This window comes from Mycoplana rhizolycopersici (genome assembly GCF_013378445.1).
GTDB classification, from domain to species: Bacteria; Pseudomonadota; Alphaproteobacteria; order Rhizobiales; family Rhizobiaceae; genus Mycoplana; species Mycoplana rhizolycopersici.
The window spans coordinates 77,979-90,942 of record NZ_JABXYK010000017.1 but is presented as its reverse complement, the minus strand read 5'-3'; the positions used below and the strand labels follow the sequence as shown (position 1 = coordinate 90,942).

The window sequence follows — 12,964 nt, the reverse complement described above, 5'->3', positions numbered from 1 at the left end:
GTGATGGCATAGAGCGCGAGGTAGCCGTACCAGGGCGTCCCTTCCGGCATGAACGGTAGACCGATGGTGCCGGTTGCAGCGCCGCCGGCTGCGGCTGCGATGGCTTTCGAGATCTTCTGCATGTGGTTTCCTTTCGAGCTTAGGAGGCCGCGAGAATGACCGCGTGGAATTTCTTCGCGTAACCGGCGATATCGTCGGCGCGATCGAGCCCGTTGATGATTCGTCTGGCGTTCGTCCAGTCGGTGGCGGAAGGTTCTTTACCAGCGCCAGCAGGAGGGCGTGAGGGACGCAGATCGCACCCTCCGCGCTATTCACCGGGACAGTGACCGAAAGTTCGGTATCGAGATCCGTGGCCGTCATCACGTTGCCATCGATCTTGACCATCGAAAGCACCGCAATGGTCGTGCGGCGCTCCACCACATGCCCTGCCATGACCAGCGCCGTCTTGAGGCTGGCAGCAGTCGTTTCAAGCTTCATGATTGTCCTCGCTTTCCGGCTTCGCCGCTTCATATCCCCACGCATCCCAGCCAGGGCGAGGCGCGCGGCAGAACAGCTCCAGCCGGGGCACGCCCGGATAAAGCCGCTCGATTGTCTCTGCGTAGAAATCGGGCTTGGCTGAGTGCCGCCCCTTTTGTTCGGAATAGACCGTCTCCGGCTGTGAGCCGGGCAGCGGCGCCGGCACTTCGCCGCGACGGCCGATCAGAAGCAGCTCGTGCCGGTCTCGCCCCCAGTAGCCGGTACCGGCCACCTGCTTGTCCCAGATCCAGTGATGCACATAGGAAAAGCCCCAAGCGGCCATGACGCGCAGCGCATCCGGCAGCATCGGGTTCGTCGCCCAAAGGAAGAGCACGGCGTCCCGCCCTGCCGGCGATCCGATCTTGTCGAACAGCTGGCAGATGTCGTCTGTCGGCATGGTCGGATAGTGGTTCTCCGCGCTCTTCTCGCGCCCGGTGACTTCCGAGCGCACGGCGAACTGCCAGGGCGGATCGGCATAGATGACGGGATACTTCTGCGAGACCTCGCCGGCGGTTCGCTGCCCGGCGGTGGCGACCAGCGCCATGTGCCGCAAACGCCCCTCATGGCGCATCTTCGCCCGCTTCGCCCGGATTTCCTTGGAAAGCTGGACGATCTTCTTTTCTTCCTCTCGCAGAACCCGTTCCTGCTCCTCGCGCTCCAGGTGGCTGATCGCCTCACCGGCATGAACCGATACCCGCCCGTCGCGGATGGCATCGGAAAGCGCTTCGATGCCATTGTCGCGGACCCGCTTGGCAGCGGCGACAGCGCGTTCCGAAATCGACAACCGGCGCGCCGCCTCGCGGGTCTGCAAATTTGCAGGCCCGGCCGTGTTCTGGTTCATGCCACGTTCCCAGTCCACGACGCGCGCCGCCACCATCGCGCGCTGGCTCTCGCTGAGATGCCTGCGGTGAAGATTCAGCGACAGGACAAAGCCGAGCGGATCATTCCCCTCGTATTCCTTGGTCCACGCATCGATGCCGAGCAGGGCGCACGCCGCCGCGCGGTTCCGGCCGTCAAGGATCTTGCCGTCGAGAAGCCAGACGGGCTCTTCCTGTCCGCGCGTAGCGATATCGTCGGAAAGCCGCCGTACCTCGTCATCGGAGAGCATCGGGAACAGTGCGGCCAGCGGATGATGCGGCAGCCGTGCCGGCCCCTCCGCAGCATCGCTCGCGCCCTCGCCCGCAAGTGCCGCCCTGCCGTCATCCGTGATCGTGCAACGCTCAAGTTCGGTCGGGTGGCGCTGCACCAGCCCCATGCCGTGCAGCCGAACGATCCGGTTCTTGTCGGGAACGCTTGCGGCGACGAACGCTCCTTCGTCCGCCGCCACCTGCAAAATGCGAAGCTGCTCGCCGCTGAGTGCCGCCATCACACAGCCCTCGCAGGAACAAGCCGGTTCATTTCGCGTTTTAGCAAGACCGGAATTACTCCGGCAGGAGAGCGGCGATGACCATTTACGAAGAATGGCCCCGCGGGGTACCCATCGACCTCGGTGATGACGGATTTGTCGTTGTTCACAACACCTTCGAGGCCAGCATCATTCTTTCCAATTGCTGGCCCGAGCGCGCTGGTTCGGCCTACAGCCGTGCCATGGAAGTCCTCTATGACGCCTTCGACGACGTGGTCGACGACGACACTGCGCGGCTGGCATTTATCGCCGCGGCCGAGGAAGCCCGGCTGGTCGTTCAGCTGCACTAGAGGCCAAACCATCAGGTCGACCTCGTCACGCGGTTGACGTAGGCGCGCCCATCGGTCGTCAGGTGCAATATTTCCTCGTCACGGCAGTCGAGGCGCAGAAAGCCGGCATCGATACACCGCCACGCGATTTCCTCGTCCCCATTACGCTCACAACGATAAGGTCCCGCTGCCGCCAGCACGCGGCGCAGCAGCGCCACGCCGCGAAGCCCGATCGGCCCGCCCCGTCGCATCGCCGCATCAAATCCGCGCCGTTCCTTGCCGGCGTAGGGAATCCTCAGACTGGCGGCCCGCATCACTCGCACTCCCCGACGACGCGGAGGCCGGTGCGCGCGCCGCCCGAGGCGATGATTTCCGTCAGCGCTGTCTCCAGGTCCGGCAGTTTGCGCTTCAATTGTTCGAGATTCCGCAGCGAGACGAGTGCTTCGGCCGGCGTCACCACCAGGTCGGCGGATGCGTTCGCAAGGCTGACCTGAAATTCGCCGTTCAGCCGCTGCAGCTCGGCATTGTCGCGCATGATGCAGCGACCATCGACCGGCTTGTCCTTGGGGTTGACCAGCGCACAGCCGTGCAGTTCGGCCATCGCCCGCGTCACGACGGGCTCGCCGCATTCCGCCTCGAGCCGGATCGTCGCGGTAATCGGCAGCAGCTCGGTATCGCCTGCCGAGTTGCATCGGCCGATCTGGCTTTTCGAAATCGAGGCCAGCCTGGCGCTTTCCTCGATCCCGCCATTGAGCTTGATCAGCATGCGGTTCGCAGCCTTCAGACGGTGAAACCAGGCATTCGTCATCGTGTCGGACATGGAAGTGTCTCCCGCGCGAGCGCGCAAAAGCTTTCCCGCGCCGGGAAATCCGGCGGGGTTTTCCCGTTTTGGGAAGGATCAGAACGTGAGAGTTTCAGGGCCTCAGATCACGGAGGCCCGCATGCCAGTCGAAAGAGAAAACGGAAGCGCCCGGCGGGCAGATTGGTCCGCCGCCCGCCGGGCTGGGGCCGCCGCGCGGCAGGGAGGTTCGCGCAGCGTGGGGAACGATGAAAACGGGAAAGATGCGCCGGAGCGGCAGGCAACGCCCGCCAGCTCCGGCACGAAGATGCAAGGCGGCTGGGAGGAGTGCTCCAGAGGGGAACTCCGCCTTGCAGAAATGAGACGTGCGAGAGGGCCGCTTTCATTCGGCGGTCTCCGGGGTAGTAAACACTTCAGGCAAAAGAAGATTTCGCGCGATGCCAGTTATCCGCTCCACCTCGATTGCGCGACGAGGAGTGATCTGGCCCCGTTCCCAGCGCAATACAGTCGACTTATCCACCGGCGGCGTGAACAGTTGGCCAAACGCCTCAAGACTCATTTGGTCGTTGCGCGTACGGAATTTCGCGATCTCGGATTCAGCTCTCATGGATCATACGAGTTGCATAAGTTGCAACTTTTTTCAAGTCACCTTGTTGCACGCCATCATAACGCTCTCCAACATGGCCTGCGGTAGAGTTGCGCAATGAGCAACGTCTCGCAGATTCACTCAGACAAAACCCCGGTGCGCTTCCACTTCATCCCAGAGTGGGCCGCGAAGCGGAACCTCTCCCAGAGCGATGTCGCGCGCGAGGTGGGCGCCGACAAGAGCCTGGTATCGCGCTGGTGGAGCGGGGTTTTACCTAAGCCAGACTACCTTGAGCGTCTTGCAGCGCTATTTGGCACGGATATTCACGGTCTTTTTCGCGATCCAGAAGAAGATTGGCTCGCTCGATTCTTCAGAGACAAGAGCGAAGCTCAGCGAGAACAGGCGATTGAAATGCTGAAGGTGCTTTTCAAAGACCTTGGGAAGACCGGCACAAACGATTGAGCCGACCCACTTATCCTCACATAACGTAATCCGCCGCCACACCTCTGCGAAAGATCAATCAGGCGTACTGTGCAACAGCAAAGTTGCATAAGTTGCAACTTTTTAAATTGACCTATGTTGCATCTTATGCAACTCATTGCATCGTTCAGACCGCGAACAGGGCCGCGGCTCCTCCTCCTCCCAAGGCGGCGGCCCAGCTTCCCGGCTCGCATTGGAGAACGATGAATGTCGTGGATTCTGGAAAAGACGGAGCGTGACGGTGCCCCCGGCCTATTCGACCGGCGCAGGCAGGCGCTTACTGTCCTCGACCTCCCTGAGCGTTTTGTAATCGTAGCCATCGAACGCATAGAAGCGACCTACAACCTTCTGCCAAAAGGGGATGTAGAGCCTTTCCTGCTGGTCCCAATGGCCGAGGCCGGAAAGGGCATCGTTGTAGGCTTTGGCATCGAGGGCGCGCAGCGTCGGCGGTTCACTGGCGGCGATGCGCGTCATTGCGGCCGCAAACCGGCCCAGTTCGGGTCCGACAGCATCCGGTCTCTCGTCGATGTCCGCCAACAGGTTGTAGTAGTCGCGCTGCAAAACCTGATGGTCGCGGGCCCTTCCGCCGAAATCCAGCACGAGTTGCAGGGCGCCCAGGACCGCAGTTGCTGCCCCCAACACCGGAGCCGACCCTGCGAAACCTGCAAGGCGGGCGACATCTCCCATAGCGCTCGCGCCCAGGATGATGACAAGGAAGTTGGACCAGCGCGTCAGCCTCTCGTACCGACGCCGCTGGCCGGCATGATAGAGTGCGTTCCGCAGTACGTTAAGTTGCAGCAGTTTTCGCTGGTCCATCCCTCTTCCTCATGGTTTGGGCGGCGGCGGCGCGGAGGGTTGGCGCGGACCGACCGGGCCGCCATTCGGTTTGGGACCGCCAGTGCTCGGCTGGCGCGGTCCCCAGCCCCTTTGTCCGTTCCCGCCTTGGTTTCCATTGTTCGTCATTTCAATCGTCTCCTTGTGGTTGCTTCACTTGGGGATGACAGGCGCCGGCTCGCCTTCTCTGCGAGTCGACGCCGACAATGCAACCGTGCGCAGTACTGGACGATGCGTCAAGCGCGCGCACAGACGGGTGTCGGCTTTTCCCCGAGGCCCGGAAGTCAAAGCCTCACCCCCAACCATGGAGAATGACGATGCATACGAAGCTGCTCACCCCGAAACAGAAGGCAATCCGCATTTCGCAGATCGCAACGATCATGCGCGAGTGCCAGGACGGCCATTGCACTGAAGCCTACCTGCGCAACCGCGGCGTTACCGGCGTCGAGATGGAAACCCTTGTTCCGCTTGCCGTCGAGGAAGCGAACGCCACCGCCGACCGCCGCGCGGCCTGATCGAAAGCCGTCGCCATGCACCGGCAACCCCGCGACTACGCCACTCGGCCGCGCAGCGCACAACGCGACCTGCTTCGCATGCGGATCAGGGATCTCGAGATCCAGCGCTTCGCCCTTCTGACGGTCGCGGGGCTGCTGGGCTTTGCCATGACCGGCATTCTCGTCCTCGGAGCCTGAGCCGATGCGCCCGCACTGCCTCCCCCGCTATCCGATCGAGCGCATCGAGGCCGACTGGTCCCGCATCGACAGCCTGATCGCCGCCCGCGCCCGCGCCGATCGCGCGTGCAACCGGCTCATGTACCTGTTCTTGCCGACGCTCATCGTCGGCCTCTCCACCTTCATTCTCTGCCGGAGCTGACGCCCCATGGCTGACAAGCCGCAAGCAGCCGCAACAGGCCTGAAGCGTCTCCAGTTCATCGCCTCGGTGCGCAAAGCCGCCCGCCGCTTCGACGAAGGCCGTTCCCCGATCGAATGCCTGAGCGACATCCAGCAGGCGTTGAAGGTACTCGACAGGAGCAAGAAGCGATGAACCGGGCGGTTCATAGCCCGGCACAGAGGCGCATGGAGGCTATTCGTACGCGAGCTGCCCGCGCGTCGCGTGACGTGACGATCGTCGCCTCCGCTGGCGAAATCCGAGTTCTCAGTGGCGAATTCGACCTGCTCAAGATACCGGCCGACGCACCTGTCGATGATCGCGATTTCTACCTCCACCTGGCGGAGGATCATTTCTGGCTGCTCGATAAGTACTCCAGCCTGGCAAGGCTTCATCAGTCTGCACTGAGCGAAATAACTCGGCTTTCGTCGAAGCATCAGGCGCCCAACTTCGCCGCCGAATGCGCGATGAAGTGCAAGGACGATCATCTCTTCCGCAAGTTCTTGCACAAGTGCCATGGCGCCGATGCCTCCGATCTGGATCGGATCAAGACCCGCGCCCGCAGCATCCTCGTCGTCCAGTCCATGGCTGAGCTCAACACAGACGAAAACGCCCGCCAGCGCTGGCTGTCGCTGCGGGCTGAGTTTGACAGATGGAGGAAGCGGAAATGAGCCGTCACGCCGACACCATCGCCTACGCACCGCGCGGCCTCCGCCGCGAGGAAGCAGCGCGCTATGTTGGCGTGGGGGCATCGAAATTTGATCAGATGGTCGCCGATCGGCTGATGCCGAAGCCCAAGAAGGTTGGCGGTTGCGTGATATGGGATCGCATCGCCCTCGATGCTGCCTTCTCAGAGCTTCCCGACGAGAGCGCCAACCGCATAGACGACATATTGTCAGGCCGGTTCTAGCCGCCTATCGTTCCGCCATGCTGGAGCCCGAAGAACCTCGCCCATACCTTTCCTCATTCCTCGACCGGCACGGCCGGCGGCGCTGGCGCTATCGTCGCGCGGGCAAGACGGTGTCCATTCCGGGCGAGCCGGGAGAAGTGGAGTTCGAGGCTGCATACAAGGCAGCCATCGAGGGGCGGAAGCACGTGCCCGCCAAGGTGTTGGCTCATCCCTCATCAGCCCTTCCGGGTTCATTCAAGGCTGCATGGCGCAAGGTTCTCGGCACGCCGGAATGGCTTCGGCATGACGAGGCGACCAAGACGAAGAACATCCGCCTTGCGGAAGACTTCCTGCAGCTTCGCCTCGTTCCCGAGAATCCCGCCGTATGGGGCGACATGCTTGTGCGCGATCTTAAACGTCGGCACGTCAAGGATATCCTGGCCCGATTCGCCGCGACGCCACACAAGGCGAAACATCTGCTCGTGACGATCCGGAAGATGATCTACGTCGCGCTCGACGAGGAATGGATCGATACCGACCCCACATGGAAGCTGAGCTATCGGCCGGAGTACAAGGGCTGGCGCGCCTGGACCGACGAAGAACGCACGATGTTCGAAGGCCGATGGCTGCCGGGAACGACGCCCCGCACCGCTTATGGGCTTGCGCTCTGGCTCGGAAATCGCCGCTCCGACGTGGCGCGCGTCAAATGGAGCTGGTTCGATTTCAAGAGAGGGACCGTGACGATCGAGCAGAAGAAAGGCGGAAAGACGCTCGTCCTGCCGCTGACGCCTATGCTGCGTGAGCTGCTGGAGCCGGTCGAGCGCAAGGGCGAATTCGTGCTCATGACAGCTTACGGCGAGCCGTTCTCGGAAAAGTCGCTGACGGGCCGCATGGCGGATTGGACCAAGAGCGCGAATATGCCGAAAGGCTGCACGATGCACGGCCTGCGCAAGACGCTCGGCAAGTTGCTCGCCGAAAGCGGCTCAACCACGCGCCAGCTGATGGAGACGCTCGGTCACGACAACATCGAGCACGCCGAACTCTATAGCCGCGAGGCCGAGCAGCAGCGACTCGCAAGAGACGCCATGACACGCCTTACTCGCAGCCTGCAGCCCAAAAAGCCGCGTGGCTAACCGATTGGCTAACCCTTCTGGCTAACCGCAATATAACGCATTGTTTTTACTAGAAAAATGGTGGGCCCGGAGGGACTCGAACCCCCAACCAAGCGGTTATGAGCCGCCGGCTCTAACCATTGAGCTACAGGCCCATGCCGGAGGCGGCATGCGGGGTCAATGGCGGCCCCGGAGGTTCCGTCTAGACGAATTCTTTCCGGCCGACAAGCATCGCCGCAATGCTTACACAATCTCGCGGGAATAAACGACGTGAGGGACAACCAAGCGGAGATATTGAATGTTTCGACCGAGACTGTCGCGCGCCGTCATGAGCGGCGTCATCGCCACCACCCTGGCCGCTGGCCTTTTCGCACCGGCCCAGGCGCAGGAAGCACGGCAGCGCGAGGCCGTCATCACCGTCACCGGCGAGGGCCGGTCCAACATTGCGCCCGACATGGCCCTGGTCGACCTTGGCGTCATCAAGGACGGCAAGACGGCGCGCGAGGCGCTCGACGCCAACAATGCCGCGATGGCCGAGGTGATGAAGGCCCTGAGGGATGCCGGCATCGCCGAGCGCGACCTGCAGACCTCGGGCTTCAACATCAGCCCGCAGTACCAGTTCCCGCAGGGCGACAATGGCGAGACAAAGCCGCCCGTCCTCGTCGGCTTCCAGGTTTCCAACATGCTGTCGGTGCGCGTCCGCGACCTGTCCCGGCTCGGCGCGATCCTCGACCAGACAGTGACGCTCGGCATCAACCAGACCGGCGGCATCACCTTCACCAATGACAAGCCGGACGACGCCATCAGCGAGGCGCGCAAGAACGCGGTTGCCGATGCGATCGCGCGCGCGAAGGAACTGACGGCGGCCGCCGGCATCGACCTGGGCAAGGTCCTGGAAATTTCCGAGACGTCCTACCGTCCGCAGCCGGTTCCCATGATGCGCGCGGCGATGGCGAAGGATTTCGCCGCCGAGGCCGTGCCGGTCGCCACCGGTGAAAGCAGCTACTCCGTCACCGTCAACATGACTTTCGCCCTGAAGAACTGAACCGGAACGGGACCGCCACGATACGAACACGCCGGCCCTCGAAGGCGGAGTGCCTCGGGAGGCCGGCCCAAGAGACTGCGTGGGCGGGAAACGGCAGGTCTCTTTACCGCGATCGCCCGGTTGCGGGGACAAAGACATGTCCGAAGTTTATGCGCTTCCAACCGAGGTGAAATCGCTTAAGCGCATGATAAGGAAGCAATAATAATATCTTAGGCAAATTCCGGTGAACCGGATTTCACTGGAATTGCTTTCCTCAACATGCTGCAGCGGCGCAGAAGGCGCGCCGCCGGCTTTGGTTGAGACTTCATCGTTTCGACAGCGCCGACGTCTCATGCCTTGTATGCCGAAACCCAAGCCCTATGGCCAAGCCGGCCGGTCGATCAGGCAGCCCGTTTCAGCCAACCCGAAGGGCCGGGCATCTTCCCGCCCGGATCAGAGGCGATCGGCTCGGCCGCACTTCGGGGTATGCCCGTCGCCAATCGCCTCTGCCCAGTCGAAAATCCGCTCCGGCAGAAGGGCTCAGAATAGACCCGACACGCTCTAAGCCAAACCTTGCGTCACACGGGTCGCGGCAGACGCGTCAACGCCACAGCGTCGGGCAGCGCGCGACGTTGGCAAAGGCGATCTGCGTGTAGCGATGGTGACGCCATCCCTCTACGACGACGCGGCGATGGCTGACGTCGGCGATGCGGGGGCCACGGACGCCGTAGTCGCGCGCCTTCTCAACGGCCAGCCAGGGCGCGCAGCGGCCGCGAGCACGCCGGTCGTCCCCTCGGCGGTCGGCCCAGCGATCGTGACGCTCCGGCGAGCGCCCGTAGTAGCCGTCGCGATAGCCGACGGTCTCGATGCGGGCGTCGAGGCCGGAGGCCGAGGCGGTCGGGGCGAGTGACGTCAGCCCTGCAATCGTCAGCGCAATGGCGGCAATGGATTTCTTGAGAAAGTCGGACATCACGGTCTCCGTCGAGTGCGTCGACGACCGAATGGTTCGGCCGCTCGCCGCGGGTTTCAATGGAGACACGTTAGGAGGGCACGGCTGAACGCCTCCGGAACCGCGCGTTCAGCCATCGTTCAGCCGCAATACGCGGACGCGCAGCGGAGCCCTTCAGGCCGCGATTGCAGCATTCTGCCGCAGCCATGTTGTCGGGATCAAAGCGGTTGGCGACGAGCACGGGTCGCGGCGTAATCTGACAGACCGCCTCCGGCCTTAAACGCGATGCCGGCCTTGCGATGGCGGTCGAGGACGATGACGCGACCGAGCGCACGGCGTGGCAGCGGAAGTCGCCCCTCGCAGCGATTGAACCATCATTTTCGGGCTGAGCTAGGTTTAGCCCTCAGCAACGCTCTAATTCATAGCCCGCCGAACGTCGTCGCGGGAGGGGCGATCAGCCAGCCATCTGCCGCATCCGTTCGCCCTCGTCCACCATCAGCGCCAGCCGCGCGATCCGGTCGCCGTCGAGTTCCAGAAGCAGGACCTTCTCGACCGAATAGGATTTACCGGAAGGAACGCTGCCGCGCGCCGTTACCCGGATCGCCGCCGGCGAACCGCCATCCGCCACCATCGTCACGGCATCGCCATAGCTTTCGTCGAATCTCGAAAAATGCCGTGCCAGCCGTTCGCGCAACGCCTCGCGCCCCATGTCGCCACCCTCCCCGAACCCGGAGATCGCCACGTCCTCATCTGCAAGTGCTGCGATTGCGGCATAGTCGCGCGCGTTCAGCGCCGCGACGAGTTCGAGGGCAACGGCGTTCGCATTCGCCATGATGCAGTCCTCCCTTTTATCCGGTTATCCATTGCCGGTCTTCGGCCCGGCTCGCCGCCCAAAACGCGCAGAGCGGCCGGCCGGTTCCCTTCGGAGGCGGGCGTCAGCCGCCAAGATGCAGCACGATTTCGCGCAGGTGCGGACGATCGCGATGTTCGAAAAGATAGAGCCCCTGCCAGGTGCCGAGCGTCAGCCTGCCCTCGCTTACCGGGATGCCGATCGACACCTGGTTGAGCGCCGCCTTGATATGCGCCGGCATGTCGTCCGGCCCCTCCATGGTATGGACGATCCAGCGCATGGACGGATCGTCCGATGGCGGCACGAGGCGGTGGAAGAAGGCGTCGAGGTCGCGGCGCACGTCCGGATCCGCATTCTCCTGGATCAGCAGCGAACACGAGGTGTGCCGGACGAACACCGTCAGCAGCCCCTCGTCCCTCCGGTTCCGGCGCACGAAGGCTTCCGCTTCGGCGGTGAATTCGTAAAGCCCCTGCCCGCGGGTCTGAATGGAAATCCTGGTTTGTGGCACCCTGCCTCCCTGTCGGTCTCTTGCCTGCCGGCGGCGCAAGGGCCGCCCTTTCCCGTCACCGCGTCATAGTTCCAGAAAGCACTGGAACCCGCCATAGATCATGCGCTTGCCGTCGAAGATGTTCTTCCACTCTTCTTCGCTCAAACGCGGGTCGTCCATCACCTTGCCGACGACCGCATCGCGGATCTCGCGCGTTTCATAGGTGACCCAGGAAAAGATCACCACCTCGTCGTCCCTGGCGTGCACCGCGCGGGGAAACGACGTGTGCTTGCCATAGGGCACGTCGTCGCCGACGCATTCGACATAGGAAAGCGCACCGTGCTCCTTCCAGATGGAACCGGCGATACCGGCGAGCGCCTTGTAGTCGTCGAGCTTATGCTTGGGCACGGCAATCACAAATCCATCGACATAGTGCATCGAAACCTCCTCGGGCGCGAAACGCGCGCTGAGTTGCATGATCGATCCGCCGTAGCGGTTGGCCAGACGTGTGATTTTACGCTCGAATCGGTCCCGATTTAAGGAGCAATGCCAAAGCCGGCCCGATGCAGGGACGGTCGCTGCATCGGCTCCCGACATCGGAACGTCAACGGCCAGAAAGCGCCGGCGGCGCCACGTACCACCTTTGCCGAACGAGACAATTAGAAACGCCTGATATATTGTTTGCGCTCGATTTCCATAAGCTTGCCGGAGGGCGGGATGCACCATATGCGTCGCCAGGCGATCGCCATGGCCGTTTCGGCGGCGTTTCTCGGCGCGGATACGGCGCATGCGGTGGAAGTCGTGGGACAGGCCGCCCTGATCCGCACGAGTGTCACCGGCAACGGCGAAGAGATGGTGGCGCGCGATCCCGTCCACCGCGACGAGCGCATCCGCACCTCGCGCTCGGGGCTTGGCCAGTTCGTCTTCCGCGACGGAACCAAGCTTGCCGTCGGCTGGGGCTCGTCGGTTGTGATCGACAGGTTCGTCTATGACGGCAGCAACTCGCTGAAGAAGCTCACCTTGAAGGCCGCCAAAGGGACGTTCCGGTGGGTCAGCGGCAACTCCAAGAGCACGGCCTACGAGATCGTCACGCCTGCCGGAACGATCGGCGTGCGCGGCACTGCCTTCGACTTCTACGTGGCATCGGACGGGACGACGGCGATGGTACTCCTCAACGGTGCCGCATCCTTCTGCAGCCGCGGCGAGTGCCGGCAGCTGACGCGCCGCTGCGACAGCGTGGTCGCGACCCGCAGCGGCGGCATCAGCTCGCCGCGACGGGTGAACCGCACCACGCTGCGCCAGCTCGGCAACACACGCGCCTTGCCATTCCTCACCGGCGATCAAAAGCTCTCCGGCGGCATGCAGACTGGCGGTTGCCGTCTCGAGGCCTCCCTGCAGCCGAAAGAGGATCGCCAGCCGCCACGGGTGCAAGAGCCGGCCCCCGCACCGCCGCCGCCGCCAAAGAAGCGGGTGGACAGGCCGAGCTGGGATCGCCCGGACAAGGAAAAGACCTCCCGCGACAAGCCGGACTTCGACAACCCCGGACGATCAAAACCCGACCGCGACAAGGTGAGCTGGGACCGTCCGGACAGGGAAAGGACCTCCCGCGACAAGCCGGACTTCGACAACCCTGGACGATCGAAGCCCGACCGCGACAAGGTGAGTTGGGACCGGCCGGACAGGGAACGACCACAGCGCGACGTCTCCGACCGGGACCAGCCCGACCGGACCAAGCCGGATCGAGACCGCCCGGACAGGGACAGGCCAGACCGCGAGCCGACGCCGCGCGACAGGCCAGATTTCGACTGATTTCGGCAAACGGGCGGTAGACAAGCGATCTTGCCAACCCTGAAGACGTGCGGCACTGGCGAAAATT

General features: G+C 63.2%; 21 protein-coding genes and 1 tRNA gene. 11 read left to right on the top strand and 11 right to left on the bottom strand.

The window, feature by feature from the left end; genetic code table 11:
* Together HV823_RS27405 and HV823_RS21880 are read right to left on the bottom strand one after the other, a co-directional pair.
* On the bottom strand, positions 1-432 hold a 432-nt coding region (locus HV823_RS27405; protein WP_425487688.1), incomplete at its 3' end, for a hypothetical protein.
* A 34-nt stretch (positions 433-466) separates the two neighbouring features.
* Positions 467-1,624 (bottom strand): MT-A70 family methyltransferase, encoded by a 1,158-nt coding sequence (locus HV823_RS21880; RefSeq protein ID WP_425487687.1) that lies wholly within the window; start codon positions 1,622-1,624, stop codon positions 467-469.
* A gap of 335 nt (positions 1,625-1,959) precedes the next feature.
* Here HV823_RS21880 and HV823_RS21875 point away from each other — a divergent pair, with 335 nt between their 5' ends.
* Entirely contained in the window at positions 1,960-2,211 is a 252-nt protein-coding gene (locus HV823_RS21875; RefSeq protein WP_176951820.1) for a DUF982 domain-containing protein, read from the top strand.
* Positions 2,212-2,222: 11 nt separating this feature from the next.
* Here the strand turns inward: HV823_RS21875 and HV823_RS21870 are convergent, their stop codons facing one another.
* From HV823_RS21870 to HV823_RS21860, 3 genes are all read right to left on the bottom strand, one after another.
* Positions 2,223-2,504, bottom strand: a complete 282-nt coding sequence (locus HV823_RS21870) for a hypothetical protein (RefSeq protein WP_176951819.1) — start codon at positions 2,502-2,504, stop codon at positions 2,223-2,225.
* The gene (locus HV823_RS21865; RefSeq protein ID WP_176951818.1) at positions 2,504-3,010 is read right to left on the bottom strand and encodes a hypothetical protein; all 507 of its coding nucleotides are present in this window, start codon (positions 3,008-3,010) and stop codon (positions 2,504-2,506) included. Before HV823_RS21865 ends, HV823_RS21870 begins: the two co-directional genes overlap by 1 nt.
* A gap of 361 nt (positions 3,011-3,371) precedes the next feature.
* The gene (locus tag HV823_RS21860) at positions 3,372-3,596 is read right to left on the bottom strand and encodes a helix-turn-helix domain-containing protein (protein WP_176951817.1); all 225 of its coding nucleotides are present in this window, start codon (positions 3,594-3,596) and stop codon (positions 3,372-3,374) included.
* Positions 3,597-3,692: 96 nt separating this feature from the next.
* On the opposite strand from HV823_RS21860, the gene HV823_RS21855 reads away from it, so the two are divergent.
* Positions 3,693-4,037 carry a helix-turn-helix domain-containing protein gene (locus HV823_RS21855; protein WP_176951816.1) on the top strand — a complete coding sequence of 115 codons (345 nt, stop codon included), beginning with the start codon at positions 3,693-3,695 and terminating at the stop codon, positions 4,035-4,037.
* Between the two features lie 270 nt (positions 4,038-4,307).
* Here HV823_RS21855 and HV823_RS21850 read toward each other — a convergent pair whose 3' ends face one another.
* The gene (locus HV823_RS21850; RefSeq protein ID WP_176951815.1) at positions 4,308-4,871 is read right to left on the bottom strand and encodes a hypothetical protein; all 564 of its coding nucleotides are present in this window, start codon (positions 4,869-4,871) and stop codon (positions 4,308-4,310) included.
* 335 nt (positions 4,872-5,206) lie between these two features.
* Here HV823_RS21850 and HV823_RS21845 point away from each other — a divergent pair, with 335 nt between their 5' ends.
* Genes HV823_RS21845 through HV823_RS21815 form a run of 7 tightly spaced genes read left to right on the top strand, consistent with a single transcriptional unit; the run spans position 5,207 to position 7,799 of the window.
* The gene (locus tag HV823_RS21845) at positions 5,207-5,404 is read left to right on the top strand and encodes a hypothetical protein (RefSeq protein WP_176951814.1); all 198 of its coding nucleotides are present in this window, start codon (positions 5,207-5,209) and stop codon (positions 5,402-5,404) included.
* A gap of 15 nt (positions 5,405-5,419) precedes the next feature.
* Positions 5,420-5,581, top strand: coding sequence for a hypothetical protein (locus tag HV823_RS21840; RefSeq protein ID WP_176951813.1), 162 nt, complete (start codon positions 5,420-5,422; stop codon positions 5,579-5,581).
* 4 nt (positions 5,582-5,585) lie between these two features.
* Entirely contained in the window at positions 5,586-5,762 is a 177-nt protein-coding gene (locus tag HV823_RS21835; protein ID WP_176951812.1) for a hypothetical protein, read from the top strand.
* Between the two features lie 6 nt (positions 5,763-5,768).
* Positions 5,769-5,933: a hypothetical protein gene (locus HV823_RS21830; RefSeq protein WP_176951811.1), complete on the top strand. Its 165-nt coding sequence runs from the start codon at positions 5,769-5,771 to the stop codon at positions 5,931-5,933.
* Positions 5,930-6,448: a hypothetical protein gene (locus HV823_RS21825; protein ID WP_176951810.1), complete on the top strand. Its 519-nt coding sequence runs from the start codon at positions 5,930-5,932 to the stop codon at positions 6,446-6,448. The genes HV823_RS21830 and HV823_RS21825 overlap by 4 nt, the downstream gene beginning before the upstream one ends.
* On the top strand, positions 6,445-6,687 hold the full coding sequence (locus tag HV823_RS21820) for a helix-turn-helix transcriptional regulator (RefSeq protein ID WP_176951809.1): 243 nt from the start codon (positions 6,445-6,447) through the stop codon (positions 6,685-6,687). Before HV823_RS21825 ends, HV823_RS21820 begins: the two co-directional genes overlap by 4 nt.
* 17 nt (positions 6,688-6,704) lie before the next feature.
* Positions 6,705-7,799: a tyrosine-type recombinase/integrase gene (locus HV823_RS21815; RefSeq protein ID WP_176951808.1), complete on the top strand. Its 1,095-nt coding sequence runs from the start codon at positions 6,705-6,707 to the stop codon at positions 7,797-7,799.
* 58 nt (positions 7,800-7,857) lie between these two features.
* Here HV823_RS21815 and HV823_RS21810 read toward each other — a convergent pair.
* A tRNA-Ile gene (locus HV823_RS21810) sits at positions 7,858-7,933 on the bottom strand.
* 143 nt (positions 7,934-8,076) lie between these two features.
* Here HV823_RS21810 and HV823_RS21805 point away from each other — a divergent pair.
* Positions 8,077-8,823 carry an SIMPL domain-containing protein gene (locus tag HV823_RS21805; protein ID WP_425487686.1) on the top strand — a complete coding sequence of 249 codons (747 nt, stop codon included), beginning with the start codon at positions 8,077-8,079 and terminating at the stop codon, positions 8,821-8,823.
* A gap of 580 nt (positions 8,824-9,403) precedes the next feature.
* Here HV823_RS21805 and HV823_RS21800 read toward each other — a convergent pair.
* The 4 genes from HV823_RS21800 to HV823_RS21785 form a co-directional block, all read right to left on the bottom strand.
* Positions 9,404-9,772: a hypothetical protein gene (locus HV823_RS21800; protein ID WP_176951807.1), complete on the bottom strand. Its 369-nt coding sequence runs from the start codon at positions 9,770-9,772 to the stop codon at positions 9,404-9,406.
* 433 nt (positions 9,773-10,205) lie between these two features.
* Positions 10,206-10,583, bottom strand: coding sequence for a nuclear transport factor 2 family protein (locus tag HV823_RS21795; protein ID WP_176951806.1), 378 nt, complete (start codon positions 10,581-10,583; stop codon positions 10,206-10,208).
* Positions 10,584-10,686: 103 nt separating this feature from the next.
* Positions 10,687-11,109: a secondary thiamine-phosphate synthase enzyme YjbQ gene (locus HV823_RS21790; protein WP_176951805.1), complete on the bottom strand. Its 423-nt coding sequence runs from the start codon at positions 11,107-11,109 to the stop codon at positions 10,687-10,689.
* A gap of 63 nt (positions 11,110-11,172) precedes the next feature.
* Positions 11,173-11,526 carry a DUF1428 domain-containing protein gene (locus HV823_RS21785; RefSeq protein WP_176951825.1) on the bottom strand — a complete coding sequence of 118 codons (354 nt, stop codon included), beginning with the start codon at positions 11,524-11,526 and terminating at the stop codon, positions 11,173-11,175.
* Between the two features lie 279 nt (positions 11,527-11,805).
* Here HV823_RS21785 and HV823_RS21780 point away from each other — a divergent pair, with 279 nt between their 5' ends.
* Positions 11,806-12,897, top strand: a complete 1,092-nt coding sequence (locus tag HV823_RS21780) for a FecR family protein (protein WP_425487685.1) — start codon at positions 11,806-11,808, stop codon at positions 12,895-12,897.
* The last annotated feature ends 67 nt before the right edge of the window (positions 12,898-12,964 follow it).

Excerpts from the sequence above, each read along its gene's own strand:
- HV823_RS21835 (WP_176951812.1), top strand. The coding sequence starts at position 5,586 with ATGCGCCCGCACTGCCTCCCCCGCTATCCGATCGAGCGCATCGAGGCC.
- HV823_RS21855 (WP_176951816.1), top strand. The coding sequence starts at position 3,693 with ATGAGCAACGTCTCGCAGATTCACTCAGACAAAACCCCGGTGCGCTTC.
- HV823_RS21840 (WP_176951813.1), top strand. The coding sequence starts at position 5,420 with ATGCACCGGCAACCCCGCGACTACGCCACTCGGCCGCGCAGCGCACAA.
- HV823_RS21820 (WP_176951809.1), top strand. The coding sequence starts at position 6,445 with ATGAGCCGTCACGCCGACACCATCGCCTACGCACCGCGCGGCCTCCGC.
- HV823_RS21830 (WP_176951811.1), top strand. The coding sequence starts at position 5,769 with ATGGCTGACAAGCCGCAAGCAGCCGCAACAGGCCTGAAGCGTCTCCAG.
- HV823_RS21785 (WP_176951825.1), bottom strand. The coding sequence starts at position 11,526 with ATGCACTATGTCGATGGATTTGTGATTGCCGTGCCCAAGCATAAGCTC.
- HV823_RS21825 (WP_176951810.1), top strand. The coding sequence starts at position 5,930 with ATGAACCGGGCGGTTCATAGCCCGGCACAGAGGCGCATGGAGGCTATT.
- HV823_RS21845 (WP_176951814.1), top strand. The coding sequence starts at position 5,207 with ATGCATACGAAGCTGCTCACCCCGAAACAGAAGGCAATCCGCATTTCG.
- HV823_RS21795 (WP_176951806.1), bottom strand. The coding sequence starts at position 10,583 with ATGGCGAATGCGAACGCCGTTGCCCTCGAACTCGTCGCGGCGCTGAAC.
- HV823_RS21800 (WP_176951807.1), bottom strand. The coding sequence starts at position 9,772 with ATGTCCGACTTTCTCAAGAAATCCATTGCCGCCATTGCGCTGACGATT.
- HV823_RS21870 (WP_176951819.1), bottom strand. The coding sequence starts at position 2,504 with ATGCGGGCCGCCAGTCTGAGGATTCCCTACGCCGGCAAGGAACGGCGC.
- HV823_RS21865 (WP_176951818.1), bottom strand. The coding sequence starts at position 3,010 with ATGTCCGACACGATGACGAATGCCTGGTTTCACCGTCTGAAGGCTGCG.
- HV823_RS21805 (WP_425487686.1), top strand. The coding sequence starts at position 8,077 with ATGTTTCGACCGAGACTGTCGCGCGCCGTCATGAGCGGCGTCATCGCC.
- HV823_RS21780 (WP_425487685.1), top strand. The coding sequence starts at position 11,806 with ATGCACCATATGCGTCGCCAGGCGATCGCCATGGCCGTTTCGGCGGCG.
- HV823_RS21880 (WP_425487687.1), bottom strand. The coding sequence starts at position 1,624 with ATGCTCTCCGATGACGAGGTACGGCGGCTTTCCGACGATATCGCTACG.
- HV823_RS21850 (WP_176951815.1), bottom strand. The coding sequence starts at position 4,871 with ATGGACCAGCGAAAACTGCTGCAACTTAACGTACTGCGGAACGCACTC.
- HV823_RS21860 (WP_176951817.1), bottom strand. The coding sequence starts at position 3,596 with ATGAGAGCTGAATCCGAGATCGCGAAATTCCGTACGCGCAACGACCAA.
- HV823_RS21875 (WP_176951820.1), top strand. The coding sequence starts at position 1,960 with ATGACCATTTACGAAGAATGGCCCCGCGGGGTACCCATCGACCTCGGT.
- HV823_RS21815 (WP_176951808.1), top strand. The coding sequence starts at position 6,705 with ATGCTGGAGCCCGAAGAACCTCGCCCATACCTTTCCTCATTCCTCGAC.